This window comes from Frankiales bacterium, from assembly GCA_016125335.1.
Classification (GTDB): Bacteria; Actinomycetota; Actinomycetes; order S36-B12; family CAIYMF01; genus Longivirga.
In genome coordinates this window covers 14,835-31,259 of sequence record WGLY01000018.1, presented here as the reverse complement: position 1 = coordinate 31,259, position 16,425 = coordinate 14,835, and the positions used below count along the sequence as shown (strand labels likewise).

The following is a 16,425-nucleotide window of genomic DNA, read 5'->3' as shown; positions in this document are numbered from 1 at the left end:
GACATGCGCGACCTGACCCAGGCCGACTGCGACGAGGTCGCCCTCAAGCTCAACACCCGCCCACGCGAGACCCTCGGCTGGAAGACTCCCCGACAGGCACTCGACCGAGTGCTCGGTGCAACAGCCGCCTGAACCCGCCGCCCCGGATCCGCGCTTTCGGGCAGTAACGACCGGGTGGGTCAGGAGGAGGGGACGGGGCCGGTGCCGGCGGCGACGTCGATGCCGCCGTCCGTGGTGATCGTCGTGCCGGTGATGTAGTCGCCCGCGGGCGAGGCGAGGAACCCGATGAGGGCGGCGACGTCGTCGGCGCACTGCAGCGCCCGGACCGGCACCGTGGTGGCCAGCGCGGCGAGGTCGACGCCGTAGCGCTCGAGCGCGTCGGTGTGCACGTACCCGGGCGCCACGGCGACGCAGCGCACCCCGTGCGGTCCCCACTCGTTGGCCAGCGAGCGCATGAGCGACTCGACCGCGGCACGCGACGCCGACGAGTGCGCCATGCCCGGCGTCCCGCGGTGCGGCGACATCGTGATGCTCACGACCTTGCCGTAGCCGGCGGGGATCATCGAGCGGGCCGCCACCTCCTTGGTGACGTACCAGGTCGCGTCGAGGTTGAGCCGGCCGACGGCCCGGAATCCCCTGTACGACAACGACTCCGCAGCAGACACGAACTGGCCCCCGGCGTTGTTCACCAGGACGTCGATCCGGCCCAGGGCGGCGAGCACGGAGTCGAGCATCGCGTCGACCTGCTCGGGCTCGCGCACGTCGCACGGCACGACGGTGACCGGGTGGGCGGCACCCGCCGCGGCGGCCAGCGCCGCCGTCTCGTCCAGCAGCTCCTGCCGCCGGCCGGAGACCGCCACCTGCGCACCGAGGCGCGCCAGCAGCAGGGTGGTGGCCCGGCCGATGCCGGTGCCGCCGCCGGTGACCAGGGCGGTGCGACCGTCCAGGCAGCCGTCGGCGAGGGCGGCGAGGGCTTCCGGGTGCGTGGGTGCGCTCATTCCGCGCAGGCTAACGGTCCGCGGGGGCCGGCAGGGGCCCGGGGGCGAGGGGCAGGCGCAGGACGGCGCAGGCCACGGTGAGGCCGGCGGCGGTGCCGCCGTCCATCGCCGCCGCGCCCACGAGGGCCTGCGCCTCGTCGGCCACCGAGCGCTCATCCTGGTCCTCGTGGGCGTGCGCCAGCCCGAGCTCGCGGGCCCGTGCGGCGAGCACCGCGTTGGACGTCGAGCCGCGCCGCGCCGCGCTCATCTCGGCCTCCGTCGCCTCGGCGTCGGCGACGTACTGCGCCATGGACGTCGCGGCCTCGAGGACGGCGGTGCCCACCATGGCGAGGCGACGTCGCGGGGAGCCGCCCTCGGCCGCCGCGCCGAACCAGGCCCGCTCCACCGGCTCGTGGCCGCAGGCCCGGGCCGCCGACTCGTAGCGCACGTCCCCCGCCGCGCGCGGGGGGCCGCCCCTGCGCGCGTGACGGCGCAGCCCCGGCTCCACGACGAGCGAGGTCGCCACCGCCTCCGCGGCGGCCAGGCCGGAGTCGGCCCACGCGGCGCCCACGGCCGCCTCGATCCGGTCGGCCAGCCGGTGCACGGATGCCTGGAAGGTGCGCACAGGCGGGAGCCCGCGCCGACCGGCCGCGGCGCCGAGGGCGTGGTCGGACACCAGCGCCTGCTGCTCGTCGCTCAGCAGCTCCAGCGAGCGCTCGTCCCACGGCTGGAGCAGCACCAGCGACTGGAGGACGACGGCGTCGAGGATCGAGTCCCCCACGTACTCCAGCCGCTGGAACAGCCGGCCGCGCGGGTCGAGCAGCGCCTCGACGTAGGCCCGGTGGTGCAGGGCGAGCCCGAGCGCCGCGTCGAGCTCGGCGACGTCCTGACGCGCCTCACCCACCAGGTCGTCGCGCCAGCCGGTCACGGTCGCACAGCATGCACCCCGGCCCGGGCCACCCGGCACCGAACGGTCAGACGCGCACCCGGGCGAAGTACACCGCCGAGGTCCAGATGCGCGACCGCTGCACGCGGGTGCCGGTGTGCGGCGAGTGCCAGACGGTGTTGTTCCCGGCGTAGATCGCCGCGTGGTAGACGCGGCCGCTGCTGTCGTGGAAGAACACGAGGTCGCCGGGCACCGCCTGCGAGCGGCGGATGTGCATCATCGACGCGTACTGCGACCGCGACACCCGCGGGATCGAGATCCCCAGCCGGGAGAACACGTAGCGCGTGTAGCCGGAGCAGTCGAAGCCCGTGCGCGGGGACGTGCCGCCGGCGCGGTACGGGATCCCGCGGTACTTGGCCGCTTCGTGGACGACGAGCTTGCCGCGCGACACCGCGTTGCGCAGCACCGCGCGCGACGCGATCACCACGCCGTTGGGCAGGCGCACGGCGGCGGTCGTGGCGGCGGACGTGCGGCTCGCGGTGCTCGCGGTGACGGCGCCGGGGCGGCTGCCCGAGGCGACGACCACGACGGCGCCGGTGGGCGCCGCGGACGCGGACGCCGTGGACGCCAGGGCCGGGGCGAGGGTGACGGCGAGCGCCACCGCGACGGGCGCGACCAGGCGCGCACGAGCAGACGACATGGGTCCTCCACGACGCCTGCGAGGTGAGCTGTCGGGTTCGGACCGGGAGATGGCCCGGCCGGTCGGGGACCGGCTTCACCCCGAGGACTCGCCTGGGGACGTGCTACGGCGGGCCCGGATGTGGGTCCCCCGCTCCTGCCGGGTGGGGTCGTCGTCGTCGCGAGGCGGCAGGACTCGGCGCCCTCAGGACGAGGCCCGCCGGGGGCGGGCCGGGAGGGACGTTAGGGCACCGCTCACCCGTATGTCTCGTTCTGGTCACAGAATCCTGGTCCGGAACGGTATGAATCGGGTCAAGAGCCACCCGATCGGCGGCCCGGCGCGGCCGCCGCGCTCAAGGACCCCGGTGCGCCGGCCGAGGGGGCGGCCGCCCGCTCGCTACCCGCGGCTGACGAAGACGTGCGAGGCCGTGGCCGTGTCGAGCTCGGCGTACTCGCCGGCCGAGCCCACGAGGATCCCGCCGGGCGAGGAGACGACCTTGACCGTCGAGCCCGGCATCGCGCCGGCCCGGCGCATGGCGGCCATGAGGGCCGCGTCGGTCTGGATCGGCTCGCCGATGCGCACCACCGTCACGCGCGAGGAGTCCTCCCGCACGACCCGGTCGAGCGTGGTGAGCCCGCTGAGGTCCGCCTCCGCGCCCTGCTGGTCGAGCTCGTCGAGCCCGGGGATCGGGTTGCCGTACGGCGACGTGGTGGGGTGGCCCAGGATCTCGAGGATCCGCCGCTCCACCCCCTCGCTCATGACGTGCTCCCAGCGGCAGGCCTCCGCGTGGACGTCCTCCCACGCCAGCCCGATGACGTCGACGAGCAGGCACTCGGCGAGGCGGTGCTTGCGCATCACCCGCGTGGCCATCGTGCGGCCGGACTCGGAGAGCTCGAGGTGACGGTCGCCCTCCACGCTCACCAGGCCGTCGCGCTCCATCCTCGCCACGGTCTGCGAGACGGTGGGGCCGGACTGCCCGAGCCGCTCCGCGATCCGCGCGCGCAGGGGGACGATGCCCTCCTCCTCGAGCTCGAAGATGGTGCGGAGGTACATCTCCGTGGTGTCGATGAGGTCGCTCACGGCGGGGTCCTTCGTCGTCGTCGAGCCCGGGACGCACCCGGCGCGGTGCTCGGGGCGAGACGTCGCCGGTGCGTGTGACGGGGTCATCCTGTCGCACCCGGCCGGGCGGTGCATGGCCTCGGGTCGGCTCGCGCCTGTCTGTCGCGTCACGCCCCCGCGCGCCGTCCCGGGAGGCGCCCGCACCCGGCCCGACCTAGCCTCGGGGCGTGCCGAGCGTGCTGTGGTTCCGTCGCGACCTGCGCCGCCACGACAACCCCGCCCTCCTCGCCGCGCTCGACGCGGCGCGCGGCGACGGCGACAGCCGGGTGCTCGCCCTGTTCGTGCTCGACGACCGCCTCTGGGGCCCGGCCGGAGCGCCCCGCCGCACGTGGCTCGCGCGCTCGCTGGCCGCCCTCGACGCCTCGCTCGACGGTGCGCTCCTCGTGCGGCGCGGAAACCCGGTGACCGTGGTGCCGGAGGTGGCCGCGGCGCTGGGGGCGCGCACGGTGCACGCCGCCGCCGACTTCGGGCCGTACGGCGCGGCCCGCGACGACGCCGTGGCGCGCGCCCTCGGCGACGCCGGGCGCGAGCTGGTGCGCACGGGCTCGCCGTACGCGGTCGCACCGGGCCGGGTCCGCAAGCCCGACGGCACGCCCTACCGCGTCTACACCCCGTTCTTCCGGGCCTGGAGCGCGCACGGCTGGCGCGCCCCCGCGCCGGACCCCGACGCGCCGCCGCGCTGGGTGCGGCCCGGCAGCGGCGCCCTGGCGCCGGACCCCCTCCCCGAGGCCGGCACCGACGTCGACCTGCCCGAGGTGGGCGAGGCGGCCGCGCTGCGGCGCTGGGAGGAGTTCCGCGACGGCGCCCTCGCCGGCTACGACAGCCGCCGCGACCTGCCGGGGGCGCCGGGCACCTCGGGACTGTCGGCCCACCTGCGCTGGGGCGAGATCCATCCGCGCACCCTGCTCGCCGAGCTCGACGACTCCGCCGCGCACACGGTGTTCCGCAAGGAGCTGGCCTGGCGGGAGTTCTACGCCGACGTGCTGCACCACGAGCCGCGCTCCGCGCGCTGGTGGCTCGACGAGCGCTTCGCCGCGATGGAGCACGACGACGGGCCCGACGCCGACGCCCGGTTCGAGGCGTGGGCGCACGGGCGCACCGGCTTCCCTTTCGTCGACGCCGGCATGCGCCAGTTGCTCGCGGAGGGCTGGATGCACAACCGGGTGCGCATGGTGACCGCGTCGTTCCTCGTCAAGGACCTCCACCTGCCGTGGCTGCGCGGAGCCCGGTGGTTCATGCGCCACCTGCGCGACGGCGACCTCGCGAGCAACCAGCACGGCTGGCAGTGGGTCGCGGGCAGCGGCACCGATGCCGCGCCGTACTTCCGCGTGTTCAACCCGGTCACCCAGGGCCTGCGGTTCGACCCCGACGGCGACTACGTGCGCCGCTACGTCCCGGAGCTGCGCGGCCTCGACGGGCCGGCCGCGCACGAGCCCTGGAAGCATCCCCTCCTCGCGGCCGACTACCCGCCGCCGCTCGTCGACCACGGCGAGGAGCGCGAGGAGTCGCTGCGCCGGTACGCCGCCCTGCCGCCCCGGTGAGGGTCCCGCTCAAGGCCGACCCGCGATGGTCGACACGATGAGTACGGGCCGTCCCGCGAGGCCCGGCGACCGCGCCGGCCACGGGCGTTCCGGCGTCCGTCGCTCCCCGACGACGTGGGACGATGGTCGCTCGCCCGCCCGGGCGGCGGACGACGGGAAGGCAGGTCACGCGCACATGGGGACGCCGGAGCGGCCGCGCGCGGGAGTCACCTGCGCCGTGATCGCGCAGAAGGGCGGCGTCGGCAAGACCACCACGCTGCTCGGCCTGGCCGGTGCCGCCTGGGAGCGCGGGCTGTCCGTGCTCGTCGTCGACCTCGACCCGCAGGCCAACGCCACCGCGGCGCTCGACCCCGACAGCCGGGCCTACACCACCAACGACGTGCTCGCCGACGCCCGGCCCGGCGTCGCCGCCGACGCGGTCGTGCACTCCGGCTGGGGGCTCGGCGTCGACCTCATCCCGGCCGAGCGCGCCCTCGAGCACCGCGCCGTCCCCGAGGGCCGCGACTCCGCCCTGCGCCTGCGCATCTCGCTCGAAGGCGTCGTGGAGCACTACGACCTCGTGCTCGTCGACTGCCCGCCGAGCCTGGGCGAGCTCACCCGCAACGCGCTCGCGGCGGTGCGCCTCGCCCTCGTGGTCACCGAGCCCTCGTTCTTCGCCCTGCCCGGCGCCGCCGCGGCGCTGGAGGCGGTCGAGGTGGTGCGCGGCTCGAGCAACCTCGTGCTGCGCCCGGCCGGCGTGCTGGTCAACCGGGCCCGACCGCAGACCTCCGAGCACGCCTACCGGCTCGCCGAGCTGGCCGAGGCCTACCCCACGCTGCTGCTCCCCTACGCCGTGCCCGAGCGCACCGCGGTGCAGCAGGCGCAGGGCGCCTGCGTGCCCGTGCAGGCCTGGCGGTCCGAGGGCGCCCACGAGGCCTCCGACGTCTACGACGCCGTCCTCGACATCCTGCTCGCCCGGGGCACGGAGCCCGTCTCCGACCTCGGGGTCTCGTCCACCACCAGCTTCTCCACGGGGGCCTGACGCCGATGAACAACCCGACGCCGCGTCCCGCCCTGCGCAAGGCGGGCGACTCCGACGTGCACCCGGCGGCGCCGCGCCCTGCGCGCTCGCCGCGCGGCCGCGTCAACGTGGCCCCGGCGTCGGACGCCGCAACGCAGGCCGCGGTCGCCCCGGTGCGCCGTGCCGCCGCTCCGGCCGACCGCACCGGCGCCGATCCCGCGCCGGCCCCGGCGCCGCGGGCGAAGGGCGGCCCGAAGGCCGGGCCGAAGGGTGGCACGAAGACCGGCGCGGCCGGTGGCGCGAAGGGCGGCGCGACGTCACGCCCCGAGCCCGCGCTGGAGCCCGCCGCCGAGACGACACCGGCACCGCCGGCCCCCGTCTCGGGCGGGAGCAAGCACGGCCGCCGGCACCCCCACAAGGCCCGGGTGCCGCGCGACGTGCTGTTCCACGGCTCCACCTCCGACCACCTGCGCGCCACGCCGGCCGAGCCCGCGCCGCGCCGGCCGGACGCCGACCTGCTCGCGGGCAAGCTCGTCGAGCTCGACGTGCAGGTGCCCAAGGCGCTGCGCAAGGCGGCGCGGGCCGAGGCCAAGCGCCGCGGCCTCGACGTCGACACCGTCGTGATCGACCTGCTGCACGCCTGGCTCACGACCGGGCGCTGAGCCCGCGCGGTCTCCGCCCGGCTCAGGGCACGGGGTGGCGCGCGTCGTAGCGCAGGAACTGGGGCACCGCGGCCACGAGCGCCAGCGTCACCGCGACGCAGGCCAGTCCGCCGCTCACCACCGACACCGTCTCGCCGAACAGCGCCGCCACCGTGCCGGACTCGACGTCGCCGAGCCGCGGCCCGCCGGCCACGACCACGGTGAAGACGCCCTGGAGCCGGCCGCGGTACTCGTCGGGGGTCGCGGCCTGCAGGATGGTCGAGCGGAAGACGGCCGAGACGTTGTCGGCGGCCCCCGCCACCGCGAGCAGCAGGCACGCGAGCCAGAGCGAGCCTGCGAGACCGAAGGCGGCGATCGAGAGGCCCCACGCCATGATCGAGGCGATGATCGCCAGCCCCTGGCGGCGGACGTGGCCGAGCGGACCGGACAGCACACCCGAGAGCACGGCGCCCACGGCCGGGGCGGCCGAGAGCAGCCCCACCGCCGTGGCCGCCATGCGCGGGTCGGTGGGGAACATCGAGGCGGCGATCGCCGGGAACAGCGCCCGCGGCATGCCGAACACCATCGCCGCGATGTCGACGTAGAACGACATCTGCAGGTTCTTCTTGCCGCGCAGGAAGGTGAGGCCGTCGCGCACGCCGGCCCACCCGCGCTTGACGGCGCTGTCGCCCTGCGGCGGCACCGGCCGCAGCCGCCACATGGCGTAGACGACCGCCGTGAACGCCACGACGTCGCAGACGTACGCCGCCGTCACCCCGCCGCTGGCCGCGATCACGAGCCCGCCGAGCAGCGGGCCCACGCTGAAGCCGGCCGCCCAGGCCAGCATGCCGAGGGCGTTCGCGGCGGGCAGCAGCTCAGGCCCGACCAGGCGCGGGATGATCGCCTGCCGTGCCGGGTTGCCGACGGCGAAGAAGCCCGACTGCACCGCGACGACGCCGTAGAGCAGGGCGACCGACGTCGAGCCGAGCAGCGCCTGCACGGCGAGCACGGTCGAGCAGGCCATCAGGCCGAGCGCCGCGACGAGGCCGAGCCGGCGCCGGTCGTGCGTGTCGGACAGGGCGCCGCCGTAGAGCCCGAACCCGATGAGGGGGACGAGCTGGAACAGCCCCACGAGGCCCACGGCGAACGACGACTGGGTGATCGCGTACACCTGGATGCCGACCGCGACCGCCGTCATCTGCTGGCCGACGTTGCTGACGCCGAGGCCGAGCACGATGCGCCGGTAGTCCGCCGAGACCCGCAGCGGGGTCAGGTCGGCGAAGACGCGTGGCACGGCTGGCGAGCCTACGGCCCCGCCCCGCCCCGCGATCGGCCGCAGTCAGGGTGAGAGGCGCTCCAGGGTCCAGGCATCCGGGTCGTCGAGGCAGTCGACGCCGGCCGCCTCCTCGCGGCGGACGTAGCGCAGCCGGTCGTGCAGCCGCGAGGGCCGGCCCTGCCACAGCTCCACGGTGCGCGGCGCGAGCACGAAGCCGCCCCACCCGTCGGGCAGGGGGACGTCGTCGGCGCTGCCGGTGTCGGGGAACGCGGCGGCGAGCTCCACGTAGCGGGCGGTGAGCACGTCGCGCGAGGCGATCACGCGCGACTGCTCGCTGGCCCACGCGCCGATCCGCGATCCGTAGGGCCGCGAGGCGAAGTACGCGCGCGCCTCCTCGCGCGGCACGGGCGCGACGTCGCCCACCACGACCACCTGCCGCGTCATCGCGTGCCAGGGGAACACGACCGAGGCCTGCGGGCGGGCGGCGAGGGCGCGCGCCTTGCGCGAGCCGAGGTTGGTGTAGAACGAGAAGCCGCGGGCGTCGGCCCCCTTGAGCAGCACGGTGCGGGCCGACGGCGTGCCGTCCTCGTCGACGGTCGCGAGCACCATCGCGTTGGGCTCGGCAACCCCGGCGGCCACGGCGTCGGCCAGCCAGGCCGTGAACTGGGCGAGCGGCGTCGGGGCGAGGTCGCCCTCCCGCAGGCCGCGCCCGTCGTAGGCGGTGCGCATGGCCGCGAGGTCCGGGGGCACCGGGGCGTCGGTCATGGGCTCACTCTCGCAGGCGTGCGGCGGCCTCGCCCGCCGTCGTGGCCGGGGTCATCCGGGGTCCGGGTTACCCCCGGGTAGTGCCGTTTGCCAGGATGGGCGGGCACGCCCACCCGGCGTGCGACGGCGTCGGCGGGCTCGTCCCCGCCGCAGCGGTCGCGCCACCCGCGCGACCGGGAGCGACGACCGGTACGCGCGCGTGCCACGAGCAGGGGAGCCACACATGTCGGACTTCGTGCCGGGCCTCGAGGGCGTCATCGCCTTCGAGACCGAGATCGCCGAGCCGGACAAGGAAGGCAGCGCCCTGCGCTACCGCGGCGTGGACATCGAGGACCTCGTCGGCAAGGTGTCCTACGGCCAGGTCTGGGGCCTGCTCGTCGACAACGAGTTCAACCCCGGCCTCCCGCCCGCCGAGCCCTTCCCGATCCCCGTGCACTCCGGCGACGTGCGGGTCGACGTCCAGTCCGCGCTCGCGATGCTCGCCCCCGCGTGGGGCCTCGAGCCGCTGCTCGACATCGACGACGAGACCGCCCGCGAGGAGCTGGCCCGCGCCTCGGTCATGGCGATGTCGTTCGTCGCCCAGAGCGCGCGCGGCATCGGCCGGCCGATGGTGCCGCAGAGCCGGATCGACGAGGCGCACTCGATCGTCGAGCGGATGATGATCCGCTGGCGCGGCGAGCCCGACCCCAAGCACGTCGAGGCCGTCGACGCCTACTTCATCTCCGCCGCCGAGCACGGCATGAACGCGTCCACCTTCACCGCGCGCGTGATCGCCTCCACCGGGGCCGACGTCGCCGCCGCGCTGTCCGGGGCGGTCGGCGCGCTCTCCGGCCCGCTGCACGGCGGTGCGCCCTCGCGCGTGCTCGACATGATCGAGGAGATCGAGCGCTCGGGCGACGCGCAGGGCTACGTGCGCCGCGTGCTCGACAAGGGCGGGCGCCTCATGGGCTTCGGGCACCGCGTCTACCGCGCCGAGGACCCGCGGGCGCGCGTGCTGCGCCGCACGGCCAAGGCCCTCAACGCCCCACGCTACGAGGTGGCCGAGGCCCTCGAGAAGGCCGCGCTCGAGGAGCTGCGCGCCCGCCGCCCCGACCGCGTGCTGGAGACCAACGTCGAGTTCTGGGCCGCCATCGTGCTCGACTTCGCCGAGGTGCCGGCGCACATGTTCACGTCGATGTTCGCCTGCGCCCGCCTGGCCGGGTGGAGCGCCCACATCCTCGAGCAGAAGCGCACCGGACGGCTCATCCGGCCCTCGGCGCGCTACGTCGGCCCCGCCCCGCGCAAGCCCGAGGCCGTGCCCGGCTGGACCGAGACCTTCCACTCCTCGCCGTACGCCCAGCCCACCGCCTGACCGGCGTCGGCCGGCAGCGCCGGCGGCGTCTCAGGGGGTGGACCGGTGGGCGGGTCCGCCGACACGGTTCTTAGGCTGGTGGCTCACGCCGGACCGACCAGAGGGCACTTCCGTGAGCGAGACGCCGCAGATCACCATCCCCACCGACCTGCTCCCCGCCGACGGGCGCTTCGGGGCGGGTCCGAGCAAGGTCCGGCCGGAGCAGGTCGCCGCCCTGGCGGCCGCCGCGCCGACCTACCTCGGCACCTCGCACCGGCAGAAGACGGTCAAGTCGCAGGTGGGCCGGCTGCGCGCCGGGCTCGCCGAGCTGTTCTCCCTGCCCGAGGGCTACGAGGTCGTGCTGGGCAACGGCGGCTCCACCGCGTTCTGGGAGGTCGCGGCCTTCGGCCTCGTGCGCGACCGCGCGCAGTTCCTCAGCTTCGGCGAGTTCGGCTCCAAGTTCGCCGCGTCGGTGAAGGCGGCCCCGTTCCTCGGCGACCCCACCGTCGTCACCTCCGAGCCGGGCAGCGCGCCGTCGTTCTCCGCGGAGGCCGGCGTCGACGCCTACGCCACCCCGCACAACGAGACCTCCACCGGCGTCGCCGTCACCCCGCGCCGGGTCGAGGGCGCCGACGCCGACGCCCTGCTCCTCGTGGACGCGACGTCCGGGGCCGGCGGCCTGCCGGTCGACGTCGCGCAGACCGACGCCTACTACTTCGCGCCGCAGAAGTCCTTCGCCTCGGACGGCGGCCTCTGGATCGCCCTGATGTCGCCGCGCGCGATCGAGCGCACCGCGGAGATCTCCGCGAGCGGCCGCTACATCCCCGCCTTCCTCGACCTGCAGACGGCGGTGGACAACAGCCGGCTCGACCAGACCTACAACACCCCGGCGCTGGCCACGATCCTGCTCATGGCCGAGCAGGTCGACTGGTTCAACGGCAACGGCGGGCTCGAATGGTGCGTGGCACGCACCCGCGAGTCGTCGCAGGCGCTCTACGGCTGGGCCGAGAAGTCCGAGTTTGCCACCCCCTACGTCGTCGACCCGGCGCTGCGCTCGCAGGTCATCGGCACGATCGACTTCGACGAGGCCGTCGACGCCACCGCCGTGGCGAAGGTGCTGCGGGCCAACGGGATCGTCGACACCGAGCCCTACCGCAAGCTCGGCCGCAACCAGCTGCGGATCGCGATGTTCCCGTCGGTCGAGCCGGGGGACGTGCGCCGGCTGACCGCGTGCATCGACCACGTCGTCTCGGCGCTGGCATGAGCCGGCCTCCGCGCGCGCGCCGGCGCGGATGAGCACCGCGACGGACGGGACGCCGACCCGCCCGCCGCTGGTGAGGGACCGGCCCACGTGGCTGGCCTACCTGCACGTGGGGCTGTTCGGCTACTTCCTCTACGCCTTCGGCCCGTCGATCGCGCTGCTGCGCGACGAGCAGGGCTACACGCGCACCGTCGCCTCGCTGCACGGCTCGGCGATGGCCGTCGCGTCGGTCGTCGTCGGGCTGCTCGGGCCGCGCGTCGTGCGCCGGGCCGGCCGCAGCCGGATGCTGCGGCTCGGGTCGGCCATCCTGGCCGCGGGTCTGCTCGTGTACACGGGCGCCGCTCCGCTGTGGGCCACGCTGGCGGGCGCGTTCGTCGCCAGCGCCGGCGGCACGATGATCATGGTCGGCGTCAACGCGTTCCTGCCCGACCGGCACGGAGCGGCCGGCCCGCGCGCGCTCAGCGAGGCGCACGGCACGGGCGCCGCGCTCGGCCTCCTCGGCCCGCTCGCGCTCGGCGCCTTCGTCGCCGTCGGCTGGGGCTGGCGCCCCGCGCTGCTCGTCACGGTCGTCGCGCTGCTCGCCCTCGAGCTCGCGCGCGGGCGCGACCTGCGCCCGTTCGACGGCACCCGCGGGCACGCCGACGACCCCACGCACCACCAGCCCCACGGCCGGCTCCCCCGGGTGTTCTGGCTGGCGCTGCTGGTGTTCGCGGCGACGGCGGGCACCGAGTTCTGCCTCACGCTGTGGGGCAGCGACCTGCTGCGCGAGCGGGCCGGGCTCGGCGAGGCGGCGTCCACCGCGGCGCTGGTCACGATCGTCGGCGGCATGGCCGTAGGCCGGCTCGTGGGGGCGCCGCTGGTGTCTCGCTTCCGCCCGGACGACGTGCTGGTCGCCACGATGGTGCTCACCACGGCGGGGTTCGCCGTGGTGTGGCTCTCGGCGTCGGCCGTCCCCATGCTCGCCGCGCTCTGCGTCACCGGGCTCGGCATGGGGCTCCAGTCGCCGCTGGCCATCGGCCGCTCGGTCGCCGCCGCGGGGCGCCAGGCCGACCGCGGCGCGGGCCTCACGTCGGTGGCCGCCGGGGCCGCCAGCGGCATCGCGCCCTTCGCCCTGGCCGCCCTGGCCGACCACGTCGGCGTGCGTCCCGCCTTCCTGCTGGTGCCCGCCCTCATGCTCGTGGCCATCGCGCTCGTGCGCGGCGCGCCCGTCCCGCCGGTCGCGGCCCCGAGCCCGCCGGAGCCCGTCACCACCGGCTGAGCCCTTGCCGTCGGACGGGGCACCCGCTGCCACGCGGGGGGCGCCTGGTGACCGCGGCCCCGACCTGCCACCCTGGCGGTCGACCGCACGATCCTGCCGCGCTCGCGCCACGCCACGGCCACGCGCGACCGACACCCGAACCGTGAGGTGAGCGATGGCCTACGACGAGCGGCTGGCCGAGCGCATCCGCGGCGCCGCGCCGGACGGCGAGCTGACCGAGCGGAGGATGTTCGGCGGCCTGTGCTTCCTGCTCGACGGGCACATGCTGTGCGGGGTGGTGAGCGACGACCTCATGCTGCGCCTCGGGCCGGAGGCGGCCGAGCATGCGCTGGAGCGCCCGCACGTGCGGCCCATGGACTTCACCGGCAGGCCGAGCCGGGGCATGGTGTACGTCGCCCCCGCGGGCCTGCGCGGGCGGGCGCTGGGCGCCTGGCTGGTCAAGGCCGAGGCGTTCGTCCGCACGCTCCCGCCGCGACGCTGACGCGGACCGGCTACAGCAGCAGCTCCGTGACCTCCTCGCCGTCGTGCCACTCGCCGGTCAGCCGGAACCCGTACCGCAGGTAGAACTCCCGAGGCGAGGCCACCTCTCCCGGCACGATCGACGACAGCAGCCTCCGGGCCCCCGGACGCCCGCGCACGTGCTCGACCACGAGGTCGAGGGCTGCGGTCCCGTAGCCGCGGCGCTGCCACCGGGTGTCGATCATGAGCCGCCAGAGGTAGTACGGCCCGAGGAGCTCGTCGTCCGACTCGGGGACCCCGTCGCTGATCATCACGAACCCGACGGGCGTGTCGTCGGCGTAGACCGCCCGGAACCACGGGCACGCCTCAGGTGTCTCGAGCGCGTCCTGGAAGGACTGGGTGTTCGGCGCGACGTAGTGCGCCTGCTCGGGAGTCACGCTCAGCGCCTCGACGTCCGCGCGGTTCTCGTCGGTGACCTCGCGCAGCGTCACGACGGCATCGTCACGGGGCATGCCGTCATGGTGCCGCCGCCGAGCTCGCGCGGGCACCCGAGTTCCTCAGCGGGCGACGGCGCGGGCCCGGGCGAGGACGTCGTCGAGCCGGGCGGCCAGGGCGGGCCGGAAGCCCCACGACCCGACCAGGGCGTCGTAGTCGGCGAGGTCGGCCGCCGTGGGGGGCGCACCGGTGCGCACCGCCCGGATCAGCAGGTTGCGCGGCGTGTGCTCGTCGCTGACGAACTCGACCGTGTCGACGCGGTAGCCCACGATGCGCAGCAGCGCGGCCCGCACGGTGTCGGTGAGCACGTCGAGGAACCGCTCGCGCAGCAGGCCGTGGCGGGTGACGACGGCGTACGGCGGCGGGGGCTCCTGCCCGGCGAGCTGGGCCTGCACGTCGTGGTGGCAGCACGGGGCCGCGAGCACGACCGGCGCCTCCCAGCGGACGGCCCGGGCCAGGGCGTCGTCGGTGGCGGTGTCGCACGCGTGCAGCGCCACGACGATGTGCGGACGGGGCTCGTCGGCGGCCTCGAGGATCGTGGCGGCCTCGAACGCCAGCCCGTGCGACCAGCCCAGCTGCTGGGCCAGCTCCGCGTTGCGCCGCATCGACGTCTCGCGCACGTCGACGCCGCGCACGAGCACCGGCAGGCCGCGCACCCGGGCGAGCCACACGTAGGCCCCCACGGTGAGGTAGGCGTGCCCGCACCCGAGGTCGACGAGGTGCCACGGGGACTCCGGGGTCGGGTCCGGCAGCGCCCCCGCGGTGCGGGCGGCCTCCACGGCGGAGTCGAGCAGCCGCACGAACTCCTCGACCTGCACGTACTTGTCGCGCCGCGACGGCTTCACCCGGCCGTCGCGGTCGGCCACGCCGACGGCGACGAGGAAGTCCCGCACGTCCGGGTGCTCGACGTCGAACAGGCGCGGCTTCGCGCGGTCGTGCGCCGCCGGTGCGAGCTCGACCGGGGCCGCGCGCCGTTCGCGGTGCACCAGCGCGTCGCCCTTCTTGGTGATCCGCACCTGCACGACCTCGTCGGCCGTCTCGACGTGCCAGTTGCCGAAGCCCTGGTCGAGCAGCGCGTCGACCGCGGCCGGCGCGGAGCCGGCGTCGTGGTTGGCGGTGTGGGCCTGGCGCTCGTCGTACGTCGTCACCTGGAGCCGCACGCCGCCCTTGAGCGCCACCGGCCGCAGCTCGGCCCGGCGCCACGTCAGCGGCACCCCGCGCCGGCGTCCCGCCCCGATGGCCCGCACCAGCGACCCGGTGTCGAGCAGCGCGGCTCGGACCTGCGGGCGGACCTCCTCCCAGGACGCGGCCACGTCAGGTGGTCGCCGTCGCGAGCCGCTCGCGCAGCAGCGCGAGCGCGGTCTCGTCGCCGGCCACGGCGACGCCGTGCTCGCCCGGCCGGCCCCACAGGTGCAGGAGCAGGCCCGACGGCTCACCGGCCAGGAGGGCCACGGCGTCGTCGCTGCCGCCGCCGGCCACCTCGACGCGCGTGGGGTGCAGGGTGACGGTCCAGGTGTGGTCGGCCGTCGAGACCACCACCGACTGGCCGGACGCGGCCGACTGCGGGTCGTCGTCCCACGGCCATGTGAGCCAGCCCAGGAGCTCGTCGATCCCGTCGGCGGCGAGGTCGGCGTCGACCGGGCTGGCGCCGTCGACGCCGTCGCGCGCGGACTCGGCGTCCCACCGGTGCACGGCCGTCTCCTGCGCCATGCGGCGCTGCCAGAAGCCCACGGTCTGCTCCGGCGGCCACCAGGCGTAGGTGGGCGCGGACGCCTCGCGCGCCCGCAGCCGCTCGCGCAGCGCGGCGTGCACCTCGCGCAGCACGTCGCGGGGGTCGGCGCCGTCGGGGATGGCGCCCCACGCGTCGTCGCGGGCGGGCGGCTGCGCGTCGGTGTCGAGGACCACGATCTTGTGCCGGTAGACGCCGACGACGTGCGAGAGCAGGTCGCGCACGGTCCAGCCTGGGCACCCGGGCACCGCCGCCTCCAGGTCGTCCGCGGCGGCGAGCAGCGCGGCCGCCTCGGAGTCCACGTGCTCGAGGTAGACGGCCGGGTCGAGCCTCGTGCCGTCGATGCTGGGCTGCTCGGACATGGCCCGATCCTCCCATCCGGGGGTGACGGCGATCCCGCCCTGCGCGACGCCGGCTCCGCGCTCGACCTAGGGTGGACGCGTGCCGAGCCGACCGACGTCCTCCGACCGCGGGGCCATGCCCGCGGGCGCGATCATCGCCGTCTCGCTCGCCGTCGCCGCCGTCCTCGGCCTGATCGCCGGCGCGGTGTGGGGCCAGATCGGCGGCTCCCGGCCCGTGGCGGTCCCCAGCGGGTCGACGTCCGCCCCGGCGAGCCCGTCGACCCCGGCGCCCAGCGCGTCGGACACCGGCTCCTCCCCCGCGCCCACCGCCGACTCCTCCACGCCGACGCCCACGGCGGCCTCGCCCACCGGGGCGGCGCCGCCGGCCCCGGCCACGACGTCGACGTCGGCCGACGGCTGGCGGCTGGGCTCGTGGCGCATCACCAACACCGGGACGCTCGGCGTGGACACCACCGCGCGCAACACCGCCACGGGCACCCGCAGCGCCACCCTCGTGCTCTACGTCTACATCGGCGGCCAGCTCGTGGCGACGACGACCACCGTCGTCACCGACGTGCCGGCCGGGGCCACCGTGCCGGTGCACTTCTCCGGCAGCGACCCGTGGAAGCCCGGCGACAAGGTGCTGCTGCTCCAGACCGCCTGACGAG

General features: G+C 76.0%; 17 protein-coding genes. 8 read left to right on the top strand and 9 right to left on the bottom strand.

Annotation, left to right across the window (positions count from 1 at the left end; translation table 11 throughout):
* Nucleotides 1-179: 179 nt before the first annotated feature.
* From GC157_11575 to GC157_11560, 4 genes are all read right to left on the bottom strand, one after another.
* Nucleotides 180-998 carry an SDR family oxidoreductase gene (locus tag GC157_11575; protein MBI1378104.1) on the bottom strand — a complete coding sequence of 273 codons (819 nt, stop codon included), beginning with the start codon at nt 996-998 and terminating at the stop codon, nt 180-182.
* 10 nt (nt 999-1,008) lie between these two features.
* Nucleotides 1,009-1,905 carry a hypothetical protein gene (locus tag GC157_11570; protein ID MBI1378103.1) on the bottom strand — a complete coding sequence of 299 codons (897 nt, stop codon included), beginning with the start codon at nt 1,903-1,905 and terminating at the stop codon, nt 1,009-1,011.
* 46 nt (nt 1,906-1,951) lie between these two features.
* Nucleotides 1,952-2,563 carry a DUF1175 family protein gene (locus GC157_11565; GenBank protein MBI1378102.1) on the bottom strand — a complete coding sequence of 204 codons (612 nt, stop codon included), beginning with the start codon at nt 2,561-2,563 and terminating at the stop codon, nt 1,952-1,954.
* 375 nt (nt 2,564-2,938) lie between these two features.
* Nucleotides 2,939-3,622: a dihydrofolate reductase gene (locus tag GC157_11560; GenBank protein ID MBI1378101.1), complete on the bottom strand. Its 684-nt coding sequence runs from the start codon at nt 3,620-3,622 to the stop codon at nt 2,939-2,941.
* 206 nt (nt 3,623-3,828) lie between these two features.
* Between GC157_11560 and GC157_11555 the strand changes: the two genes are divergently transcribed.
* The 3 genes from GC157_11555 (at nt 3,829) to GC157_11545 (ending at nt 6,864) form a co-directional block, all read left to right on the top strand.
* Nucleotides 3,829-5,202, top strand: coding sequence for a deoxyribodipyrimidine photo-lyase (locus tag GC157_11555; GenBank protein ID MBI1378100.1), 1,374 nt, complete (start codon nt 3,829-3,831; stop codon nt 5,200-5,202).
* Between the two features lie 217 nt (nt 5,203-5,419).
* Nucleotides 5,420-6,223 (top strand): AAA family ATPase, encoded by an 804-nt coding sequence (locus tag GC157_11550; protein ID MBI1378099.1) that lies wholly within the window; start codon nt 5,420-5,422, stop codon nt 6,221-6,223.
* 5 nt (nt 6,224-6,228) lie between these two features.
* Nucleotides 6,229-6,864 carry a hypothetical protein gene (locus tag GC157_11545; GenBank protein MBI1378098.1) on the top strand — a complete coding sequence of 212 codons (636 nt, stop codon included), beginning with the start codon at nt 6,229-6,231 and terminating at the stop codon, nt 6,862-6,864.
* Nucleotides 6,865-6,886: 22 nt separating this feature from the next.
* Here the strand turns inward: GC157_11545 and GC157_11540 are convergent, their stop codons facing one another.
* Both GC157_11540 and pdxH read right to left on the bottom strand, forming a co-directional pair.
* A complete protein-coding gene (locus GC157_11540; GenBank protein ID MBI1378097.1) occupies nt 6,887-8,116 on the bottom strand; it encodes an MFS transporter in 1,230 nt (409 codons plus the stop codon).
* Nucleotides 8,117-8,182: 66 nt separating this feature from the next.
* Complete coding sequence (gene pdxH / locus GC157_11535) at nt 8,183-8,884, bottom strand: pyridoxamine 5'-phosphate oxidase (protein MBI1378096.1); 702 nt, start codon at nt 8,882-8,884, stop codon at nt 8,183-8,185.
* Between the two features lie 223 nt (nt 8,885-9,107).
* Between pdxH and GC157_11530 the strand changes: the two genes are divergently transcribed.
* From GC157_11530 to GC157_11515, 4 genes are all read left to right on the top strand, one after another.
* A complete protein-coding gene (locus GC157_11530) occupies nt 9,108-10,235 on the top strand; it encodes a citrate synthase (GenBank protein MBI1378095.1) in 1,128 nt (375 codons plus the stop codon).
* A gap of 112 nt (nt 10,236-10,347) precedes the next feature.
* Nucleotides 10,348-11,478, top strand: a complete 1,131-nt coding sequence (locus GC157_11525; protein ID MBI1378094.1) for a phosphoserine transaminase — start codon at nt 10,348-10,350, stop codon at nt 11,476-11,478.
* A 28-nt stretch (nt 11,479-11,506) separates the two neighbouring features.
* Nucleotides 11,507-12,733, top strand: coding sequence for an MFS transporter (locus GC157_11520; protein MBI1378093.1), 1,227 nt, complete (start codon nt 11,507-11,509; stop codon nt 12,731-12,733).
* 154 nt (nt 12,734-12,887) lie between these two features.
* On the top strand, nt 12,888-13,214 hold the full coding sequence (locus GC157_11515) for an RNA methyltransferase (GenBank protein ID MBI1378092.1): 327 nt from the start codon (nt 12,888-12,890) through the stop codon (nt 13,212-13,214).
* 10 nt (nt 13,215-13,224) lie between these two features.
* On the opposite strand, the gene GC157_11510 is transcribed toward GC157_11515, so the two are convergent.
* Genes GC157_11510 through GC157_11500 form a run of 3 tightly spaced genes read right to left on the bottom strand, consistent with a single transcriptional unit; the run spans nt 13,225 to nt 15,778 of the window.
* Nucleotides 13,225-13,704: a GNAT family N-acetyltransferase gene (locus GC157_11510; protein MBI1378091.1), complete on the bottom strand. Its 480-nt coding sequence runs from the start codon at nt 13,702-13,704 to the stop codon at nt 13,225-13,227.
* Nucleotides 13,705-13,749: 45 nt separating this feature from the next.
* The gene (locus tag GC157_11505; protein MBI1378090.1) at nt 13,750-15,000 is read right to left on the bottom strand and encodes a methyltransferase; all 1,251 of its coding nucleotides are present in this window, start codon (nt 14,998-15,000) and stop codon (nt 13,750-13,752) included.
* Between the two features lies 1 nt (nt 15,001).
* Nucleotides 15,002-15,778, bottom strand: a complete 777-nt coding sequence (locus GC157_11500) for a maleylpyruvate isomerase family mycothiol-dependent enzyme (GenBank protein ID MBI1378089.1) — start codon at nt 15,776-15,778, stop codon at nt 15,002-15,004.
* 79 nt (nt 15,779-15,857) lie between these two features.
* Between GC157_11500 and GC157_11495 the strand changes: the two genes are divergently transcribed.
* On the top strand, nt 15,858-16,421 hold the full coding sequence (locus tag GC157_11495; GenBank protein MBI1378088.1) for a hypothetical protein: 564 nt from the start codon (nt 15,858-15,860) through the stop codon (nt 16,419-16,421).
* The last annotated feature ends 4 nt before the right edge of the window (nt 16,422-16,425 follow it).